This is a genomic window from Mycobacterium sp. Soil_C_30 (assembly GCF_057656995.1).
Window position 1 is genome coordinate 226932 of record NZ_JBDGJH010000001.1, and the last position, 20605, is coordinate 247536.

General features: G+C 68.0%; 17 protein-coding genes. 10 read left to right on the forward strand and 7 right to left on the reverse strand.

The annotated features are described in order from the left end of the window. The first annotated feature begins 15 nt into the window (after positions 1 to 15). The 4 genes from AC3A6P_RS01010 (at position 16) to AC3A6P_RS01025 (ending at position 6845) form a co-directional block, all read left to right on the forward strand. A complete protein-coding gene (locus tag AC3A6P_RS01010) occupies positions 16 to 2823 on the forward strand; it encodes a helix-turn-helix transcriptional regulator (RefSeq protein WP_487687239.1) in 2808 nt (935 codons plus the stop codon). A gap of 75 nt (positions 2824 to 2898) precedes the next feature. Then, a complete protein-coding gene (locus tag AC3A6P_RS01015; RefSeq protein ID WP_487687242.1) occupies positions 2899 to 5679 on the forward strand; it encodes a helix-turn-helix transcriptional regulator in 2781 nt (926 codons plus the stop codon). 150 nt (positions 5680 to 5829) lie between these two features. Beyond that, complete coding sequence (locus tag AC3A6P_RS01020; protein ID WP_487687245.1) at positions 5830 to 6426, forward strand: sigma-70 family RNA polymerase sigma factor; 597 nt, start codon at positions 5830 to 5832, stop codon at positions 6424 to 6426. A gap of 14 nt (positions 6427 to 6440) precedes the next feature. Beyond that, positions 6441 to 6845 (forward strand): cupin domain-containing protein, encoded by a 405-nt coding sequence (locus AC3A6P_RS01025; RefSeq protein WP_487687248.1) that lies wholly within the window; start codon positions 6441 to 6443, stop codon positions 6843 to 6845. Here the strand turns inward: AC3A6P_RS01025 and AC3A6P_RS01030 are convergent. From AC3A6P_RS01030 to AC3A6P_RS01050, 5 genes are all read right to left on the reverse strand, one after another. Then, on the reverse strand, positions 6842 to 7567 hold the full coding sequence (locus AC3A6P_RS01030; protein WP_487687251.1) for a hydroxypyruvate isomerase family protein: 726 nt from the start codon (positions 7565 to 7567) through the stop codon (positions 6842 to 6844). The genes AC3A6P_RS01025 and AC3A6P_RS01030 overlap by 4 nt on opposite strands. A 66-nt stretch (positions 7568 to 7633) precedes the next feature. Beyond that, positions 7634 to 8404, reverse strand: coding sequence for an N-acyl homoserine lactonase family protein (locus tag AC3A6P_RS01035; protein ID WP_487687254.1), 771 nt, complete (start codon positions 8402 to 8404; stop codon positions 7634 to 7636). Next, positions 8401 to 9723 (reverse strand): bile acid:sodium symporter family protein, encoded by a 1323-nt coding sequence (locus AC3A6P_RS01040; protein ID WP_487687257.1) that lies wholly within the window; start codon positions 9721 to 9723, stop codon positions 8401 to 8403. Before AC3A6P_RS01040 ends, AC3A6P_RS01035 begins: the two co-directional genes overlap by 4 nt. A gap of 32 nt (positions 9724 to 9755) precedes the next feature. Further along, a complete protein-coding gene (locus AC3A6P_RS01045; RefSeq protein ID WP_487687259.1) occupies positions 9756 to 11201 on the reverse strand; it encodes a GntT/GntP/DsdX family permease in 1446 nt (481 codons plus the stop codon). Next, positions 11198 to 12277, reverse strand: a complete 1080-nt coding sequence (locus tag AC3A6P_RS01050; protein WP_487687261.1) for an isocitrate/isopropylmalate dehydrogenase family protein — start codon at positions 12275 to 12277, stop codon at positions 11198 to 11200. Before AC3A6P_RS01050 ends, AC3A6P_RS01045 begins: the two co-directional genes overlap by 4 nt. Positions 12278 to 12554: 277 nt before the next feature. On the opposite strand from AC3A6P_RS01050, the gene AC3A6P_RS01055 reads away from it, so the two are divergent. The 6 genes from AC3A6P_RS01055 (at position 12555) to AC3A6P_RS01080 (ending at position 18553) form a co-directional block, all read left to right on the forward strand. Further along, positions 12555 to 13358 carry an IclR family transcriptional regulator gene (locus AC3A6P_RS01055; protein WP_487687263.1) on the forward strand — a complete coding sequence of 268 codons (804 nt, stop codon included), beginning with the start codon at positions 12555 to 12557 and terminating at the stop codon, positions 13356 to 13358. Then, the gene (locus AC3A6P_RS01060) at positions 13355 to 15067 is read left to right on the forward strand and encodes an IlvD/Edd family dehydratase (RefSeq protein WP_487687266.1); all 1713 of its coding nucleotides are present in this window, start codon (positions 13355 to 13357) and stop codon (positions 15065 to 15067) included. Before AC3A6P_RS01055 ends, AC3A6P_RS01060 begins: the two co-directional genes overlap by 4 nt. Beyond that, positions 15054 to 15779, forward strand: coding sequence for an SDR family oxidoreductase (locus AC3A6P_RS01065; protein ID WP_487687269.1), 726 nt, complete (start codon positions 15054 to 15056; stop codon positions 15777 to 15779). The genes AC3A6P_RS01060 and AC3A6P_RS01065 overlap by 14 nt, the downstream gene beginning before the upstream one ends. A gap of 24 nt (positions 15780 to 15803) precedes the next feature. Continuing rightward, a complete protein-coding gene (locus tag AC3A6P_RS01070; protein ID WP_487687271.1) occupies positions 15804 to 16739 on the forward strand; it encodes an acetaldehyde dehydrogenase (acetylating) in 936 nt (311 codons plus the stop codon). Next, a complete protein-coding gene (dmpG, locus tag AC3A6P_RS01075) occupies positions 16739 to 17749 on the forward strand; it encodes a 4-hydroxy-2-oxovalerate aldolase (protein ID WP_487687273.1) in 1011 nt (336 codons plus the stop codon). The genes AC3A6P_RS01070 and dmpG overlap by 1 nt, the downstream gene beginning before the upstream one ends. 78 nt (positions 17750 to 17827) lie before the next feature. Next, positions 17828 to 18553, forward strand: coding sequence for an SDR family oxidoreductase (locus AC3A6P_RS01080; RefSeq protein WP_487687275.1), 726 nt, complete (start codon positions 17828 to 17830; stop codon positions 18551 to 18553). Between the two features lies 1 nt (position 18554). Here the strand turns inward: AC3A6P_RS01080 and AC3A6P_RS01085 are convergent, their stop codons facing one another. Both AC3A6P_RS01085 and AC3A6P_RS01090 read right to left on the reverse strand, forming a co-directional pair. Continuing rightward, positions 18555 to 19439, reverse strand: coding sequence for an extracellular catalytic domain type 1 short-chain-length polyhydroxyalkanoate depolymerase (locus tag AC3A6P_RS01085; protein WP_487688104.1), 885 nt, complete (start codon positions 19437 to 19439; stop codon positions 18555 to 18557). A gap of 135 nt (positions 19440 to 19574) precedes the next feature. Beyond that, positions 19575 to 20603, reverse strand: a complete 1029-nt coding sequence (locus AC3A6P_RS01090) for a threonine aldolase family protein (RefSeq protein ID WP_487687277.1) — start codon at positions 20601 to 20603, stop codon at positions 19575 to 19577. Positions 20604 to 20605 lie beyond the last annotated feature (2 nt).

The window sequence follows — 20605 nt, forward strand, 5'->3', positions numbered from 1 at the left end:
CACGGTGGAGCGGTGATGTCGAGCGTGAGGCGGAAACGGTCTCTGCACGGCCGCGCCGCCGAAATCGACACCTTACGGCGGCTGGTCTCCTCGGTGCGCGGCGGCCGGTCTCAGGTGTTGGTGCTCCGCGGCGAAGCCGGTGTCGGAAAATCCGCACTGCTGGCCCACGTCACCGAGACGGCCTCGGCCTTCCGCATCATTGCGGTATCCGGCGTGGAATCCGATATGGAACTCGCCTACGCCGGCCTGCAACAGCTGTGCGCGCCACTGCTGGCTCACCTGGACGAGCTGCCGCCACCGCAACACGAAGCCCTGCGGGTGGCATTCGGCCAAGGCGTCGGGCCCACACCCGACCGGTTCCTGGTCGGGCTGGCGGTGCTGAGCCTGCTGGCCGCCGCCGCAGCCGAGCAGCCGCTGTTGTGTGTCATCGACGACGCGCAGTGGCTCGACCAAGTGTCGGTGCAGACGTTGGGTTTCGTGGCCCGCCGACTGATGGCCGAGCAGGTGGCGCTGGTCTTCGGAGTGCGCGACACCGGGACCGATGTGCTGGCCGGCCTTCCCGAACTGCGGGTGACGGGGCTACCCGACGCCGAGGCCCGCGAGCTGTTGGAAACGGTGATGGTCGGCGGTATCGACCCGGGTGTCCGCGACCGTGTGGTCGCCGAGACCCGCGGCAACCCTCTGGCCCTGCTCGAAGCGCCGCGCACGGTCTCGGCTTCGGAACTGGCAGGCGGATTCTGGAATGCCGGCGCTCAGAACTCGCCGGGGCGCATCGAAGAGAGCTTCGTGCGCCGGATCCAGGCTCTGCCCGACGCCACCCGGATGCTGCTGCTCGTCGCGGCGGCCGAACCCGTGGGCGACGCTGCGCTGTTCCTGCGTGCGGCGGCCCGGCTCGGTATCGCGGTGGACGCCCTGGCCCCCGCCGAGGCCGCGGGCGTCATCGAGTTCGGCACCCGCATGCGCTTCTATCACCCGCTCATGCGCTCGGCGGCCTACCGCGCCGCCGATCTCACCGACCGGCGCACCGTCCACCGGGCGCTCGCCGAGGCCACCGACGCTGAGGCGGACCCTGACCGCCGAGCCTGGCATGCGGCCAATGCCGCGGCCGGCGCCGACGAATCGGTGGCCGAGGAGCTCGAGGCCTCCGCCGGGCGGGCACAGAGTCGCGGTGGGATCGCGGCTGCCGCAGCGTTTTTGGAGCGCGCGACGGTCCTCACGGCAGATCCGGCCCTGCGGGGCAGCCGGGCGCTGGCGGCAGCACTGGCCAAACGAGACGCGGCAGCGCCGGCCGCCGCCTACGAACTTCTCGGAGTCGCCGAAAAGGCACCCCTGTCCGACCTCGAACGTGCGCGGGCAGCAAGACTGCGCGCGCAGATGGAGTTCGTCCGCAGCCGGGCCGGCGAAACCGGGGCCCGGCCGGTCGGAGGCACCGCGTCCGCGCTTCTGGCCGCAGCCGGTCTTCTCGAGCACCTCGACGACTTCGCCGCCCACGAGACGTATATGGAGGCATTTGCGGCACTCATGTACGCCGGCCGCCTCGGCGCCGCGGGTGCGCTGGAACAGGCCGCCGCAGCGGCGCGATCGGCGGTCCGGCGGGCACCGGAGCGGCCGCGTTCGGTGGACTTGCTGCTCGAGGGGATGCTCGAACGCATCACCGGCGGCGTACCGGCCGGCTCCGGTCCGCTTCGCGTCGCACTGGCGGCCATGGTGGAGCTGGCGCGGGTGGACGAGATGCAGGTGCGGCGGTGGATGGTGCCGGCATTCCCGGTTGTGCAGGAGTCCGCGGCACACGAACTGTGGGACGACACCATCGTGGCTGCGCTGTCTGCTGCCGTAGTGCGTCAGGCGCGCAGCGCAGGGGTGCTGGCCGGCCTGCCGCAGGCATTGATGTACCGCGCCGGCGATCACCTGTTGGCGGGTGAATTCAGCTCTGCGGCAACGCTCATCGAGGAAGCGTCGTCGATCACCGAAGCCACGGGCAGCCACGGCCCGGTGCGCTACTACGCGCTGCTACTGGCGGCCTGGCGCGGCGACCCGGCCGAGGCCACCACCAGAATCGAGGCGGCCGCTGCGGACGGGGCGGCCCGCGGGGAGGGCCGCCTGCTGAGTTTCACCGGTTACGCCGGCGCTGTCCTCTACAACGGGCTCGGTCGCTTCGAAGAAGCCGCGGCATGTGCGCGGGACGCCTGCGGGTACGAGGATCTCGGCTTCTACGGGTGGGCGCTGCTCGAACTGGTGGAAGCGGCCGTGCAGACCGGGGACAAGGTGTCGGCCACCGACGCCGTGCGCCGGCTCGAAGATCGCGCCGGTGCCAGCGGAACCGACTGGGGCCTGGGTGGACTCGCCGGGGCGCGGGCGCAGCTGGCCGCCCTCCTGGGTGAGCGCGACCGCGCGGAGGTGCTGTTCGTCGAGGCCCACGAACGGCTGGCGCGCACCCGCGTCGTCAGTCATCTGGCCCGAACCCGGCTGAACTACGGCGAGTGGCTGCTGCGAGTCGACAGGCGTGGTGAGGCGCGTCGGGAGTTGACCGGAGCCCATGAGACATTCAGCCGGATGGGCGCGCAGGCGTTCGCCGACCGCGCGCGGCGTGCGCTGCTCGCCGCGGGGGAGAAGGTCCGCAAACAGCCCATCGGTACCGGCGACGAACTGACCGCGCAAGAGGCGCAGATCGCCCGGCTGGCGGCAGACGGCCTGACCAATCCCGAGATCGGGGCGCAGCTGTTCATCAGCGCGCACACCGTGGACTGGCACCTGCGCAAGGTGTTCGTCAAACTCGGGATCAGCTCGCGTCGGCAACTGCGCACCGTATCCTGGGCCAGCTAAAATTCGGTGCGATCGGACCGCCCGCGGGGCCGGCGAAAGCCGTTGAGGTTCACTGGACACAGACGCGGTGGTGCAATGTCGGGCGAGGACCCTGGGCGATCATTACGTGGTCGCACCGCCGAATGTGCGGCACTGCAGGAGCTGATCTCCACCACCCGGTCGGGCACCTCTGGTGTGCTGGTGCTGCGCGGCGAGGCCGGCGCCGGGAAAACCGCGCTGCTCGATTACACCGGTGAGCTGGCGACCGGTCTGCGCTGCCTGCAGGTGGCCGGAGTGGAATCCGATATGGAGCTGGCCTTCGCCGGATTGCAGCAACTGTGCGCGCCGCTGATGAGACACCTTGACGCGCTGCCGGTTCCACAACGGCAGGCGCTCGCCGTGGCGTTCGGTCTCGACGTCGGGCCGGCCCCCGACCGGTTCCTGGTGGGGCTGGCCGTGCTGAGTCTGCTGTCCGCCGGCGCAGAGGAACGGCCCCTGCTGTGCGTGATCGACGACGCCCAGTGGCTCGATCAGGTGTCGCTGCAGACGCTGGGTTTTGTTGCGCGGCGTCTGCTGGCCGAGCCGGTCGCGTTGCTGTTCGCGGCTCGCGATCACGGGGCGCAAGTGTTGTCGGGTCTGCCGGAGATCACCCTGGGCGGACTGCCCGACGGCGACGCCCGTGAGCTGCTGGACTCGGTGATCGTCGGCGGTATCGACCCAGGGGTGCGTGATCGCATCATCGCCGAGACCCGAGGCAACCCGCTCGCACTGCTCGAGGTACCCCGCAACGTCTCGGCAGCCGAACTCGCCGGTGGCTTCTGGCCCACCGGAGCGCGCCCGTCGACGGGGCAGGTCGAGGAGAGTTTCGTGCGGCGCATCGAGGCGTTGCCGGCCGCCACCCGCACGTTGCTGGTGGCTGCGGCGGCCGAACCGCTCGGTGATGGCGCGCTGTTCCTGCGTGTTGCCGCCCGACTCGGCATTCCGGTTGCCGCCCTCGCCCCCGCGGAGGAGGGCGGCGTCCTCGACTTCGGGACCCGGGTGCGGTTCCGGCATCCGCTGATGCGCTCGGCGGCCTACCGGGCCGCCGCGCTGAGCGAACGTCGGGAGATCCACCGGGTTCTGGCCGACGTGACGGATCCGGAGACCGATCCGGATCGCCGGGCCTGGCACGCCGCCAGCGCCGCGGCCGGCCCGGACGACGCGGTGGCCGCCGAGCTGGAGGATTCGGCTGCCCGGGCGTTCCGCAGGGGCGGGGTGGCGGCCGCGGCCGCCTTTCTGGAACGCGCCACCGTCTTGACCGCGGATCCGGGCTTGCGTGGGTCCCGGGCCATCGCCGCGGCGCACGCGAAACGAGAGGCGGCGTCACCCGAGGCCGCCTACGAACTGCTCGCGATCGCCGAACTGGCGCCCCTGTCGAAAGTGCAGCAGGCGCAGGTCTTCCGGATGCGCGCACAGATGGAGTTCGTCAGCAGCCGCAGCGGGGTCGCCGGCGCGCCCCGCACCATCGATGCTGCCGCGCAACTGTTTCGGGCTGCCCAGGGCCTGGAGACCCTCGATGACGAGCTGGCCCGCGATACCTACGTCGAGGCGCTCACCGCCGCCATGTATGCGGGTCGCCTGGGGGATCCGGCCCGGTTGGGTGAGATCGCCGAAGCGGGCCGCGCCGCGGTCAGGGGGGTTGCGGAGTTGCGCCGTCCGATCGACTTCCTGCTGAGCGGTCTGACCAGCCGTCTCCTCGACGGCCCGGGTGCGGGTTCGGAGCATCTGCGGGTGGCGTTGGAACTGTGGAACACCCAGGTGCACAGCGATGGTCCGGTGGTGCACTGGCCGTTCCCGATTGCGCAGGAGTCCGCCGCGCACGAGATGTGGGACGACGCGGTCCTTCAGCAGATCGCTACCGAGATGGTGCGCCGGGCCCGTGACACCGGGGCGCTGGCGGTCCTTCCGCCGGCGCTGGCGTACCGCGCGGGGGTGCACGTCTACACCGGTGAATTGGCCACGGCCGCAACGCTGATCGACGAGGCCAACACCATCACCGCGTCGACGGGCAACAGTCCGGTGAAGTATCACTCGTTGACGTTGGCGGCCTGGCGTGGAGACCCCGTCGACGCGGCCGCGGTCATCGAGGCGGCGGCAGCGGACGCCAAGGCCCGAGGGGAGGGCCGGTTGTTCGGCCTCACCCGCTACACCGCGGCGGTGTTGTTCAACGGTCTGGGTCGTTATGACGAGGCCCTGGCCGCAGCGCGCGAGTGCTGCGAATACGAGGATCTCGGTTTCTTCAGCTGGTGCCTCTACGAACTCATCGAGGCGGCGGCCCACCTCGGTGACCTCGATGCCGCCGGGCCGGCCCTGCAGCATCTTCAGCAGCGCGCCGGCGCCAGCGGTACCGACTGGGGGCTGGGTGCCGTGGCGAGTGCGCAGGCCTTGCTGGCGTCCAATGAGGACGCCGACGCCTTGTTCGTCGAAGCCCTCGAGCGTCTCCAGCGCGCCGACATCCCGCCGCAGATCGCGCGCACCCACCTGACCTACGGCGAGTGGTTACGCCGGGTCAACCGCCGCAACGACGCCCGCACGCATCTGAGCGAGGCGCACGAGATGTGGAGCACCATGGGCGCGCAGGCGTTCGCCGACCGGGCGCGCCGCGAGCTGATCGCCACGGGTGAAAAGGTGCGGAAGAAGACCGTGAGCTCCGGGAATCAGCTGACGGCGCAGGAGTCACAGATCGCCCGGCTGGCCGCCGACGGGCTGACCAATCAGGAGATCGGCGCGCAGCTGTTCATCAGCACGCACACCGTCGAGTGGCATCTGCGGAAGGTCTTCGTCAAGCTCGGCATCACCTCGCGCCGTCAGCTCCGCACTGCCACGTGGTCCGGCTGATCCAGGGCTGACTACGGGGCCCGCCCGCGGACTACGCACTACGGACTCGTGACCACGTACGGGCAAGGGTCCCCTCACCGGCCTCTCCGACCAGTCTGATATCAGCAGCCCACGACGGGCTCCCTGAAACATCACCTGGGAGGACTGATCATGACCATCGCCGCCGTCCCCGGCGACACCGAACACGACAGCGAAGCCAAGGCGCGCTTCGTCGCCGATATGTGGCAGCACGTTGACCAGCTGTCCCGAAAGGCACGGGCGCTGACCCGCAACGACGCCGACGCCGAGGATCTGCTGCAGGAAACGATGCTGCACGCCTACACCGGCTTCCACACCTTCACCGACGGCACCAACCTGAAGGCCTGGCTGTACCGGATCATGCACAACCAGTGGGTCAACGCCTACCGCTGGAGGGAACGCCGCCCCGCGGAACTGCTGTCGGGCGAGATCACCGACCAGGCCATCGCCGAGTCCGGGTCGCACGCCTGCGCCGGTCTGCTGTCGGCGGAGGCCGAGGTTCTCGGTGCCTTACCGGACAACGAAATTCGGGCGGCCATGGAGGCGCTGTCCGAGGGTTTCCGGATGGTCATCTACTACGCCGACATCGAGGGATACACCTATGCCGAAACCGCCGCGCTGATGAGCATCCCGATCGGCACCGTGATGTCGCGGGTCTCGCGCGCCAGGATTCAACTGCGCCGGCTCCTGGCTCAGTACGACCGCACCATGGCCGATCTCGCGGCCTGAGAGAGGAGACCCCGATGAACAGCGACTACGGCGACGACTGGAAGACGGCGGTGACCGTCGTGCAGCAGGCGCATCCGCCCGCCATCGCTGCGGATGCCGAAGCGATGACCGTGGTGATCGAGTATCCGCCGGGCAGCCGCGGTACGCCGCCGCACCGGCACCCCAGCGGCCCCGCGTTCGGCATCGTGCTGGAAGGCGAGATGCTCTTCGAGCTGGAAGGACAACCACCCCGCGTCGTCCGTGCGGGCGAAGCGTTCTGGGAACCCGGGGGTGATGTCATCCACTACCAGGACGGCAACAACCGCGACGACATCCGCACCCGGTTCGCGGTGACGATGTTCTGCGTACCCGGGCAACCCATGCTGGTGCTCGTCGAGGACGACGAGCTGGCGGCCCGCGCCCATCTGCGTGTGAGCTAGCGGCTCGGAATGTACTCCAGCGCCACCTCGCCGCCATATCCCAACTCCCGCAGCAGCGTCAGGTGCCGGTCGATGTCCAGCGTGCCGGTGCCCGGCTCGTGCCGGCCGGGGAAGTCGGCGACCTGGACGTGGACGATGCGGTCGGCGTGTGTGCGCAACACCGCGTTGATGTCCTCGCCGTTGGCGGCGAAGTGGTACAGGTCGGCGAGCAGCCCGACCCTGCCGTCCACCTTCTCGATGATGGCGACGGCCTGAGCCGCCGTGGTGACCGGGTAGCCGGCGATTCCGCTCATCGGCTCCAGCATCGGCAGGGCGCCCGCCGGCCGCAGCCGGGCGCAGGCCAGTGCCAGGTTCTCCAGCGCCAGGTCCGGATCGCTGCCGTCAGGTAACCCGTACGGCGCATTGCAGAGCCGGATCCCCAGCTGGTCGACGATGCCGGCCACCACGTCGCAGTGATCGCGGAACTCCGCGGCGCGGTGTGGATGCGACAGGATGCCGCGCTCGCCGGCACCCGCGTCGCCCAGGGTGAAGTTCATCGCGACCAACTGCGCACCACAGTCGCGCACGGAGTCGACGAATCGTCGTACCTCGGTGTCCGAGGGCACCGAAGAGTCGAAGGGCCACCAGGATTCGATCCGCTGGAAGCCGTCGGCGACGGCCGCCGCGGGCCGGTCCAGCACCGGGCGGTCGCCGTACAGCATGGTGACGTTGGCAACGAACACATCCGTCCTTCCTGCGATTTCGGCGCGCTGGTAACCGCTCAGCGGTTACCAGCGCGCCGAAATCGCTCATGCTATCCGGGCGATGATCCCATCCTCGACGGGGAAGCGGCGCATCACCTCGGGGTCATGGCCGGGAATCACCTCGGCGCCGGCGCTGCGCTGACGCAGCCACTTCAGCCCGGTGTACATGTCGGGCAGGCTGGAGGCGATGTGGAAGGGGCGTTCCTTCTCGAACTCCTCGTACATGTGCGACGCATCCGAGGCCAGCAGCACCGGACGCCCGGAGTTGTGCACCTCCACCACGATCTGGCCCGGGGTGTGCCCGGTGACCTCACGGAACGAGATGCCGGGAAGCGCCGGATCCTCCTCGGGCACCAGGGTCAGCCGTTGGTCGGCCTGCGCCTTGCGCACCAGGTCCACCTCGTCGGCCTCCACCGCGGTGCAGAAGATCGGCTGTTCGGCGATCTCGCCGGTCCAGAAATCGAACTCCAGTCCACCGGTGATGATCTGGCTCTGCGGGAACAGGTCCAGGTTGCCGATGTGGTCGTAATGGAAGTGCGTCAGGACCACATGCGAGACGTCGGCGGGGTCGACGCCGGCGTGGCGCAGCGCCTCGGGCACCGGGGTCACCAGCTCGCGGCGTCGCCGCTGCGCCACCTCGGGCCGGAAACCGGTGTCCACCACGATGGTTCGCGCAGCGTTGCGCACCACCCAGAAGAAGTAGTCGATCTGCACCGGTTCGTCGTCTTCGCGGTAGACGTCGAACGAGTGGTAGATCTTGTGCTTGCTGGTGTGCCACACGCCGTAACGGACGGCCAGCACTTCGTAGTCACTCAAACTGTCTTCTCCGTCTCCACGGCGGTTTCCTCGACGTCGTTCTCCGAACCGGCCGGTGGGCGCCGGGACCAGTAGTTGGCCAGCAGCGAGCCGGTGATGTTGCCCAGCGGGCTGAACACCGCGGCGGCCAGGCCGGCGGTGCCCACCATGCCCATTCCGGCGGCCAAACCTGTTGCCATACCGCCGTTCTGCATCCCGACCTCGAAGGTGACCGACCGGGAGTCGCGCTGGTTGAGACCGGACAGCCGGCTGCCCCAGTAGCCGAACACGTAGCCGGTGACGTTGTGGATGATGCCGACCACCAGCAGCACCAGGCCGACGTCGAGCAACGCGTCGCGACCCGCCGCGGTGGTGATGGTGTTGTAGTACATGATCCCGAACATCGACGCGTACGGCATCCAGGTCTCGATCACCGGCAGCGGCCCGGTGACCGCCAGATGGTAGAGGCGAGCCAGGGCGATGGCCGCGGCGACGTAGCACAGCGACTGGAACACCCCCAGCCACATCGGAGACAGATGGGTGGCAGCCAGATTCCACACCCCGAGCAGCAGGGCGATCAGCCACATCCCGGACAGGGCGGCGGCGACGTCGACCTTGCGGATGGCGGCGGGTGCGGCGGTGCGCAGATAGTCCACCAGCAGGGCGGCGGCCACCGGCACCAGCGTGATGCGGATGACGTCGAACATCATGGCGATGAAGCTGACGTCGACGATGCGGCCGCCGAACACCTTCATCAGGAACGGGGTCATCAGCGGCGACAGGATGGTCGACATGGCCGTGATGGTCACGGCAAGAGCGATGTTCGCCTTGGCCAGCAGGCTCATCACGTTGGAGGCCAGCCCTGAGGACACGCAGCCGTAGAGGATCACGCCCAGGCCGATCTCCGGGGGCAGGTTCGCGAACATCACCAGCACCACCGCGGCGATCGGCATCACCGTGTAGTGGCCGATCAACCCGACCAGGACACCGCGAGGATGACGGGCCACCCCGCGGAAGTCCGACAGCCGCATTTGAGTGGCCATCCCGAACATCACCAGCTGGATGACGGTGGTCATCAGGAACTTGCCGCTGAGATTCACCCCGCCCCAACTGCGGAAGGCCTGCGGGAACACCAGCGCGGCCACCACGCAGGCGATGATCCACCCGGTGTACTGGTAGCTCTTCAGCGCGTTGACCGCGCCGATGCCGATGGCTGCGCCGAACACAGCAACCAGCACGGCGGGCTGCCAGATACCCGCCGTGCCGACCGCGAGGCCGACGATGAACACCACGACTGCCAGTCCCGACAGGACCAGGCATCCTTTCCGTACCGCTACCACAAGCGTCTCCGTTTCTTGAAAGGTGTTGCGCGTCAGACGATCGCGCCGAGGATGAACACGCCGATCCCGGCCACCACCGACACCACACAGTCCATGACGGTCCAGGTCCGAAAGGTGTCCTTGACGCTGAGGTTGAGGAACTCCTTGACCATCCAGAATCCGGCGTCGTTGACGTGCGACATGAACCGGGACCCGGCACCGATGGCCAGCGCCATCAACGCGGCCTGATTGGGGGACATCCCCGCGGCCAGCGGCGCCAGCAGGCCCGCGGTGGTGACGATCGCGACGGTGCCGGAACCGACGGCGATGCGGATCATCGCGGCCAGCAGCCAGCCCAAAACCAGCATCGGCAGCCCGAGCCCGTGGGCCAGGTCGGCGATCACATCGCCGACGCCGGTGCTCACCAGGGTCTGCTTGAAACCGCCACCGGCGCCGACGATCAGGATGATGCCGGCCACCAGCGGCAGCCCGGAACCCATCACGCTGCCGACCTTGTTCTTGCCCATGCCGGTGGCCAGCCCGAAGGTGAACATCGCCAGGACACAGCCGGCGAACAGCGCCACCGTGGGCTCGCCGATCAGCTCGGCCGCATGCCGTAACGAATCACCCTCCGGCAGAACCATTTCCGCAATGGCGCGTACCAGCATGAGGAACACCGGAAGCAGCATCGTGACCAGCGTGGCAGTGGTGCCGGGAGTCTTGAGTGTGGGTTTGGGCGGTGCGAGGGTCGACGTGCCACCGCCCCCCGACGGCTCGGGGTCGTTCTTCGCGGGAGGCGTGTCGGTGCCGAACATCAGGGTTTTGACGTCGGGGGAGGTCACCCACTTGCTCAGGATGTTACCCAGCAGCGGGCCGCCGAGAATCACGGTCGGGATGGCGACGATGATCCCGAACAGCAGCGTCTTGCCCAGGTCGGCGTCGAACGCCGAGACCGCCAGCAGCGGCCCGGGGTGTGGTGGCAGGAAGCCGTTGAGCAGTGACAAAGAGGCCAGGGCGGGCATCGCCACCTTCAGCAGCGGCAGACCGGTGCGCCGCACCACCAGCACGATGATCGGGAACAGCAGCACCAGAGCCACTTCGAAGAACAGCGGCAGCCCGATCAGAAACGCGATCCCGGCCATCGCCCAGGGGATCCACCGCGGTGGGACCGCGTGGACGAAACGATCCACCAGTGCCGTCGCCGCACCCGAGACGTTGAGCAGCTGTCCGAGCATCGCGCCCAACGCGATCAACAGCCCGGCGTCGCTGATGGTGCCCCCGAGGCCGTCGGCGAAGGCCTCGATCGTGGTGCCGGCGCCGAGTCCGGAGGTGATGCCCAGGAACGCGGCGCCGACGATCAGCGCGATCAGCGGGTGCAGCTTCGCCCAGGCGATCAGCACGATGATCAGGACGACGCTGCCGATGGTCAGGCCCAGCAGCAGGTCGTCACCGACGGTTGCGGTGGGATCCTCCTCGGCCGCCAGCAGCATCAGGTTCATGCGGGCACTACCTGGGCGATCTCAGCGGCGACGGCGTCACCGAAGGCCGAACAACTCAGCGTGCCACCGAGATCGGTGGTCAGCTTGCCTGCGGACATGGTGGACACGACGGCGTTCTCGATGACTCCGGCGGCGGTGCGGAGTGCATCGTCGTCGTGGCGTTCGGCCAGCCAGTCGAGCATCATCCGGGCCGAGACGATGGTGGCCACCGGGTTGGCCTTGTCCTGGCCGGCGATGTCGGGGGCCGAGCCGTGCGCAGGCTGGAACATGGCGTGGTCGTCACCGATGTCGCCCGACGGGGCCAGCCCCAGCCCGCCCACCAGGGCAGCGGCCAAATCGGAGATGATGTCACCGAACATGTTCTCGGTGACCAGCACGTCGTAGTCTTGCGGGCGCAGCACCAGGTTCATGGTGAACGAATCCACCAGTGCGTGATTGGTTTTCACGTCCGGGTAGTCCGCGGCCACACCGTCGAAGACACGGCGGAAGAACTCCAGCGAGCGAAAGATGTTCGCCTTGTCCACGCACGTCACCAGTTGTCTGCCACCCCGACTGCGCGCCAGGCTCAGGGCGTAACGGCTGATCCGCTCGGTGCCCTTGCGGGTGACCACCATGGTGTCGGCATAGACGTCGTCGCCCACCTGGGCGCCGCCGCCGAACGAGGCGAACAGCCCTTCGGTGCTCTCGCGGACAGTGACGACATCGACGTGCAGACCGTCGTGCAGGCCGCGCGAACCGGGATAGGTCTTGATGGGGCGGACTCCGGCGTACAGGTCAAATGTCTTGCGCGCGTTGACGATGAAGTGGCCTTGTACCTCGGTACCGTCGGGCATCCGGATATCCGGGTGCCCCATCGATCCCATCAGGATCGCGTCGGCCCGGCGCATCGCGTCCCAGGTGCTGGCCGGGGCCACCTCGAGAGTGCGTGCGTAGTAGTCGGCGCCGCCGTCGAGGTAGTCGAGACTGAAATCGACGCCGGGCACGGCGCCGGACACCGCGTCGAGGACTTTGATTGCCTGATCGACGATCTCGGGCCCGATGCCGTCGCCGCGAAGAACTGCAATGTTGTAGGTCACCGATGTTTCCCGTTCTGGGCGCAAGTGCCCGCTTGGTGATGGGTCGGGGTTCATTGCGCGAAAGCTGGCACAGATGCCTGTTTCGCATACCAACGTCATATGTCGCATGCCGAACTCTTGATTCGACTCGGCATACGATAAAGTGATCCGCATCTCAACGTCAAGCGTCTCGGTAAACCGGGCTCACCGCCGAGTTCTTGAGCATTGACAGCGTTTGATCGCGTGGTTTAACTTGAAAATGCGAAGCAATGGTTCGCAATCCGAATCTAGGAGAACGATGACGGATCTTGATGCGGCCGACGGAGCCCAATCCGCACGGCGCGACCGTGAGGTGGCTTCGGTGTCCAACGCGATGCGCCTGATCGAGGCGCTCGGGCGGGTGGACGCCTCCGGGATCACCGAACTCGCCCGCGAACTGGAGTTGTCCAAACCTGCGGTCGACCGGCTGCTGAGCACCCTGATGAGCGGCGGCTATGTCGAGCACGTCGCCGAAGGTCGCAAGTACCGGCTCACCATGAAGCTTGTCGCCGTGGCCAATTCGATCAAGGACCGCACCGGTCTGCTCGATCTGGCCCGGCCCAAGCTGCTCGAACTGGCCGACATGTTCCATGAGACGGTCAACCTCGGCACGCTGCATCGCGGATCGATCGTCTATGCCGACAGCATCGCTTCGCGGCAGATGTTCCGGATCGAGCCCATGCCGGGTTCGGAGATTCCCGCCTACTGCACCGCGATGGGCAAGGTGGTGCTGGCCAACTCGCCGGCCGACGAACTCGAGCAGTATCTGCGGGACTACCGGCCGGTGCCTTACACCCGGTTCACCGCGACCACGGCGGGCGAGCTGCGCGAACGTATCGAGAAGGCGCGCGTCGACGGATTCGCGGTTGATGACGGCGAACTCGTCGAAGAGGTGTGCTGTGTCGCCGCGCCGGTGCTGGACCCGCGGGGCCAGGCGGTCGCTGCCATCTCGATCACCACCATCCGCAGCACTTTCGCCCGCTCCGGTGACCAGATGGCCAAGGCTGTGGTGGAAGCCGCACGGCAGGTCAGCGAAGCGCTCGCCCTGGCGGATTCCCGGTGAGCCGCTCCCAGAGCTGGTTCGGCGGTCTCGACAAGACCGGGTTCTTCCATCGCTCCGGCATCAAGGCCATGGGTGTGCCGAACCGGATGTTCGACGGCAGGCCCGTCATCGGCATCTGCAACACCTGGTCACAGCTGACGCCGTGCAACGCGCATTTCCGGGAACTGGCCGAACACGTGGCCCGCGGGGTGTACGAGGCGGGTGGCTTCCCGCTGGAGTTCCCGGTGACCTCCATGGGCGAGACTTTGATGCGGCCGTCGACCATGCTGTACCGCAACCTCGTCAGCATGGATGTCGAAGAAACGTTGCGCGCCAACCCACTTGACGGGGTGGTGCTGCTCTGCGGCTGCGACAAGACCACTCCGGCGCTGCTGATGGGCGCGGCCAGCGTCGACCTGCCGACCATCGTGCTCTCCGGCGGGCCCACCCTGCCCGGCCGGCGCCGCGGCGTGCCGCTGCCCTCGGGCACCGGCACCTACGCCATGTACGACCAGGTGCGCGCCGGGACCATGAGCACCGACGAGTTCGTCGAGGCCGAAGCCTGCATGTGGCGCTCCAATGGACACTGCAACACCATGGGTACCGCCTCCACCATGGCCTCGCTGGTCGAAGCGATGGGATTGGCGCTGCCCGACAACGCCGCCATCCCCGCGGTCGACGCCCGCCGCAAGGTGCTGGCCCAAGACACCGGCGTGCGCGCGGTCGAACTGGTCCGCGAGAACGTCGCCATGTCGCAGATCCTCACCCGTGAGGCGTTCGAGAACGCCATTCGTGTCAACGCCGCCATCGGCGGTTCCACCAATGCCGTGGTGCACCTGCTGGCGTTGGCCGGGCGCATCGAAGTGCCCTTGAGTCTGGACGATTTCGACACCGTGGCCGCAGGCACCCCGTTGATCGTGGACCTGTTGCCGTCGGGTAAGTACCTGATGGACGAGTTCTTCGACGCCGGCGGCCTGCCCATCGTGATCAACGAACTCGGTGACCTGCTGCACCGCGACGCACTGACCGTCACCGGAAAGACGTTGGGCGCCAACGTCGAGAACCGGACGGCGTGGGGATCGCCCGCCATCCGCACGGTGGACGATCCGCTGCAGCATGATGCCGGCATCGCGGTGCTGCACGGCAATCTCGCACCCAGCGGCGCCATCATCAAACCGTCTGCGGCCACCGCCGAGCTGCTGACCCACCGCGGCACCGCCAAGGTGTTCGAGGACATCGACGACTTGAAGGCCCGCATCGACCATCCCGACCTGGCGGTCGACAAGGATTCGGTGCTGGTACTCAAAGGCGCTGGGCCGAAAGGTTATCCGGGGATGCCCGAGATGGGGAACCTGCCCATCCCGGCGAAACTGTTGCGCGAGGGCGTCACCGACATGGTGCGCATCTCCGATGCCCGGATGAGCGGCACCGCCTTCGGCGCCGTCGTCTTGCACGTGGCTCCCGAAGCGGCGGCCGGTGGACCGTTGGCCTACGTCCAAGACGGAGACGTCATCGAGTTGGACGTCCCGTCGCGACGGCTGCATCTCGACGTGACCGACGAGGAACTGGCCCGCCGTCGCGAGATCGCGCAACTGGCCGGTGGCACCAAACAGGTCGAAGGTGGCTACCTGCAGATGTATCTGGAGCACGTCACCCAGGCCGACACCGGCGCCGACTTCGACTTCCTGCGCGGCAAGCGCGGGGCGGGGGTGCCGCGTGCCAGCCATTGACCGGGTCGCGGTGGTCACCGGCGGCGGCAGCGGTATCGGCCGCGCCGCGGGTCTGGCGCTGGCGGGCAGCGGACACCGGGTGGTGTTCTGCGGCCGCACCGTCGAAACCCTCAAGGCGAGTGCGGAACTCGCCGGATCCGGAGAGGTGCTCGAACTCGACGTCACCGACGAGGAAGCCGTCGACCACACATTCACCCGGCTGGACCGCATCGACGTGCTGGTGAACTCCGCCGGGGTATTCGGAGCGCAGAAGCCCATCGCGGACACCACCCTGGCCGACTGGTCGCAGACCATGACCGTCAACGTCACCGGCTCGTTCCTGTGCGCCAGAGCGGCGATGAACCGGATGGAAACACACGGTGGCGGGCGGATCATCAACATCGGGTCGTTGTCGGCGCAGGTGCCCCGCCCGGGAGCCACGCCCTATACCGCCAGCAAGTTCGCCATCACCGGCCTCACCCGGGCGCTGGCACTGGAAGGCCGCTCCCGGAACATCGCGGTGGGTCAGATCGACATCGGCAACGCCGCCACCGACATGATCTCCGGTTTCGATGAGGCCTTGCAGCCGGACGGCTCGCGTAAGCGCGAACCGAAGATCGATGTGCGCCACGTCGGTTCCACCATCGCCCATATCGCCTCGCTGCCAACTGATGTCAGCGTTCCGTTCCTCACCATCATGGCCACCGGCATGCCCTTCCTCGGGCGTGGCTGAGACAACCATTAGGAGTTGCGTTCTATGACAACAAAAATCGCGATCATCGGTTCCGGCAACATCGGCACGGACCTGCTGATCAAGTGCCTGCGCGGATATTCGCGGCTCAAACCGGTGGCGATGGTGGGCATCGACCCGGACTCCGACGGCCTGGCCCGGGCGCGCCGGCTGGGTGTGCCCACCACCGACAAAGGGGTGGCCGGGCTGATCGCCATGCCCGAGTTCGACAGCGTCGACATCGTTCTGGACGCCACGTCGGCCCGGGCGCACATCGCCAACGCCGAAGCGCTGGCCCCCTACGGTAAGCAGCTGCTGGACCTGACACCGGCCGCGATCGGCCCGTATGTGGTGCCCGTGGTGAATCTCGAAGCGCACCTGGGGGAGAAGAACCTCAATATGGTGACCTGCGGGGGACAGGCCACCATCCCCATCGTGCATGCCATCTCGCGCATCACCCCCGTCCCGTACGCCGAGATCGTGGCGTCCATCGCGTCTCGTTCGGCGGGGCCCGGTACCCGGGCCAACGTCGACGAGTTCACCGAGACCACGTCGAAGGCCATCGAAGAGGTGGGTGGTGCCCGTCGCGGCAAGGCGGTCATCATCCTCAACCCCGCCGAACCGCCGATGCTGATGCGCGACACCGTGATGGCCATCGTCGAAGAGCCGAAATTCGATCTGATCACCGCCTCGGTGATCGAGATGGTGGAGCAGGTGGCCAAATATGTGCCGGGTTACCGGCTCAAGCAGGACGTGCTGATCACCCCGGTGCCGGCGGATGAACCACTGCGCACACTGTTCGAAGCGCAACCGCGCGACCGGTGGAAGGTGTCGGTGTTCCTGGAAGTCGAGGGCGCCGCGCACTATCTGCCCGCCTACGCCGGCAACCTCGACATCATGACCTCGGCAGCCTTGGAAGTGGCCAGCCGGATCTCGCAGGACAAGCTGAGCGGAGTCGCGTGATGGCAACCAAGATTTTTGTCCAAGATGTGACGCTGCGCGACGGCATGCACGCCATCCGGCACCGCATCGGCATCGACCCGCTGGTGAAAATCGCTGCCGCGCTTGATGCCGCCGGGGTCGACGGTATCGAGATCGCCCACGGGGACGGGCTCGCGGCGTCCACCCTGACCTACGGGCCGGCCAGCCACACCGACGACGAGTGGATCGCCGAAGTGGCCGCCGTGGTCAAGAACGCCCGGCTGACGACACTGCTGCTACCCGGTATCGGCACCATCGGCGACCTGGAGCGGGCCTACGATCTCGGCGCCCGGTCGGTGCGGGTGGCCACCCACTGCACCGAAGCCGACGTGGCACCGCAGCACATCGCCCGCGCCCGCGAGCTGGGCATGGACGTCTCCGGCTTCCTGATGATGTCGCACTACCTGGAGCCCGATCAGCTGGCCACCCAGGCCAAGATCATGGAAGACGCCGGCGCGCACTGCGTCTACGTCACCGACTCGGCAGGCCGGCTGACGATGGACGGCGTGCGCGCGCGGGTGCGCGCCTACCGCAAGGTGCTCAAACCGGAGACCGAGATCGGTATCCACGCCCACGAGAACCTGTCGCTGTCGGTGGCGAACTCGGTGGTCGCCGTCGAGGAGGGTGTCTACCGTGTGGACGCGTCCCTGGCCGGGCACGGTGCCGGGGCGGGGAACTGTCCCATCGAACCGTTCATCGCGGTGGCCAATCTGCTTGGCTGGGAGCACAACTGCGATCTGTTCGCGTTGGAGGACGCGGCCGACGACTTGGTGCGACCCCTCCAGGACCGGCCCATACGGGTCGATCGCGACACCTTGACCCTCGGGTACGCCGGGGTGTACTCCAGCTTCCTGCGCCACGCCGAGAAGGCCTCGAAAGACTACAACGTCGACATGCGCGATCTGCTGGTCGAGGTGGGCAAGCGCGGCCTGATCGGCGGCCAGGAGGACATGATCGTCGACGTGGCGCTCACCATGGCCGCCGCCTCCTGACCTCTGGGGATTTCGGCGCGCTGGTAACCGCTCAGCGGTTACCAGCGCGCCGAAATCGCAAGACGGTACCGTGAACCGGTGGCACAGCAGATATCGGTGATCACCGGCGGCGGTAGCGGTATCGGCCGTGCCGCCGGTCTGGCCCTGGCCGCCGCCGGCCATCACGTGGTGTTCTGCGGTCGCACCCTCGAAAGTCTGCAGGGCAGTGTGCAACTCGCGGGCTGCGGTGAAGCGCTGGTGCTCGACGTCACCGACGAGGGTGCCGTCGATACGGCTCTGGGAAGGTTGGAGCGTATCGATGTGCTGGTGAACTCCGCCGGGGTGTTCGGGTCACAGCAACCGATCACGCAGACCTCGCTGCAGGCCTGGTCGGAGGTCATGACGGTGAACGTCACCGGATCGTTTCTCTGCGCCAGGGCGGCGATGCGGGTCATGCAGAACCAGGATCCGCGTGGGGGCCGGATCATCAACATCGGTTCGGTGTCGGGTCAGGTACCGCGACCGGAGGCCACGCCCTATACCGCCAGCAAGTTCGCCATCAACGGCCTGACCCGTGCGCTGGCGCTGGAGGGCCGCAGCACCGGCATCGCCGTCGGTCAGATCGACATCGGCAACGCCGCGACGGCCATGACAACCGGTTTCGACGGGGCGTTGCAACCCGACGGATCCCGGAGGCCGGAGCCGAAATTCGATGTGCGCCACGTCGGTTCAACCATCGCGCACATCGCGGGCCTACCGCTGGATGTCAGTGTGCCGTTCCTGACCATCATGGCGACGGAGATGCCGCTGCTGGGGCGGGGCTGACTCAGCGCCAGTGCGAGGCGAAGAAGTTCCCCGAGTCCACCGACGCGTCGAATGCCCGGGTGGTGGGCCCGACCTGCTGCACCGAGAGCACGGTCGGCGCACCGGGCCAGGTGTGGCCGCCACCGTCGACGCGGGTGAACACCACCTCGGTGCCGTCGGCGCAGCCCGAACTCGAGCGGAACGCGCGCATGCCGTCGCCGGCGTCGGGTAGCGGCACCTCGGTGGGGGCGCCGCACCCGTTTAGGCTGCGCCACAGATCCGTCATCGCCTGCGCGGGCACCACGGTGCTGCCGCCGCCGCGGCCCAGCATGGGCCCGCCGTTGAACGGCACGATCGGGTCGGCGGTGCCGTGGGTGGCCATGACGGCGACGGGTTCCGACGGCGCGCACGCCATGTTGGTGCCCAGAGTGCCGTCGACCGGCGCCACGGCGGCAAACAGGTCGGCCCGCTCGCAGGCCAGCCGGTTGGCCATGAACGCACCGGCCGACAAGCCTGTGGCGTACACCCGGTTGGGGTCGACGCCGAACTCAGCCACCAGCTTGGTCACCAGGGCGGAGATGAAGCCCACGTCGTCGACGCGCTGCCGGTCGGGCACCGAGGCGCCGCGCCCGTCGGCCCAGCTGAAGTCGATCCCGTCCGGGTAGGCCACCACGAATCCGTGCGCGTCGGCGATCGCGTCGTAATGCGTCAGCGCCTGGTGCGACGCTCCGGTGTTACCCGCGGAATGCAGGTTGATCACCAGGCCGTTGGCCGGGCCCGGCGGTACATGCAGGGTGTAGGTGCGGGGAATCCCGCCGAAGTCGAAGTGCGCCGTGGGCACTGAGCCGAAGACCGGCTCCGCGTGGGCGGGTGACACCGTGGTCAGAGCCGCGACAATACCGAGCATGGCCGCCAGTGCTCGCGCACTGCCGGCGACCGAGATGTGTTCCAAAGCATTCCCCCGCTGTGGTTGCCGTGCGTGGTGAGACGCTAACGTCCGTGACCGGCGTCCCGTGGAGTTTCGGCGGAACACCGCCCGGTGTTACGCCTCGTCGATCAGCCGCAGTACGGCGTCCACGTCGGCCTCGGTGGTGGCCCAGGAGCACACAAAACGGTAGACCGGGCGCAGGACGTCGGGGGCGTGGATGGCATACCGCGCCGCGACCCGGGCATGGGTGTCGGCGTCGAGGACGACGAACACTTCATTGGCCTCGACGGGCGCGCCGAGTTGCCGGCCACGCTGGGTGAAGCCGGTGCTCAGGCGGGCGGCCATGGTGTTGGCGTGGGCGGCGAGGTCGAGCCACAGGTTGTCGGTGAACAGCGCCGTGAACTGCGCGGAGACGAAGCGGTGCTTGCTGGGCAGGTGACCGATCTGCTTCTGCACGAAGTGGATTCCGTCGAACAGCTCCGGCCGGCGCACCAGGATGGCATCACCGAACAGCAGGCCGTTCTTGGTGCCGCCGACAGTCACGATGTCGGCGTCGCCGATGGCGTCCAGCGGTGAGACTCCCAGTGCGGCAACAGCATTGGCGATCCGTGCGCCGTCGACGTGCACCAGCAGACCCTGCGTGTGGGCTTCGTCGACGAATTCCTTGATGGCCGCCGCGGTCCACAGGCGACCGTTCTCGGTGGACTGCGTGATGGTCACCACCGCGGGCTGCGAATGATGCACCGGCCCGCGGCGCACGGCGGCCCTGCCCAGCTCTGACGGATCGATGAGGCCGTCCGCGCTGGGCAGCACCGTCAGCATGGCGCCGGACAGCCGTACCGGCCCGCCCGCCTCGTCCACCAGCGAATGCGCGATATCGCTGCACAGGATGCTGTGCCACGGCCGTGTCGCGGCAGCCAGCGCGATGACGTTGGCGCCGGTTCCGGTGAGCGCGAACACGACCTCGGCGTCGGGGGAGTCGAACGCGTCCTTGATCAGGTCGGAGGCCTGCTGGGTCAGCGCGTCGTCGCCGTAGGACATGGCGCTGCCGTGGTTGGCGGCGACGACGGCATCGAGGACGGTGGGGTGCGCCGGTGCGGCGTTGTCCGAGGCGAAAGCGGTGGAGACGGTCACTGTCGCCATGA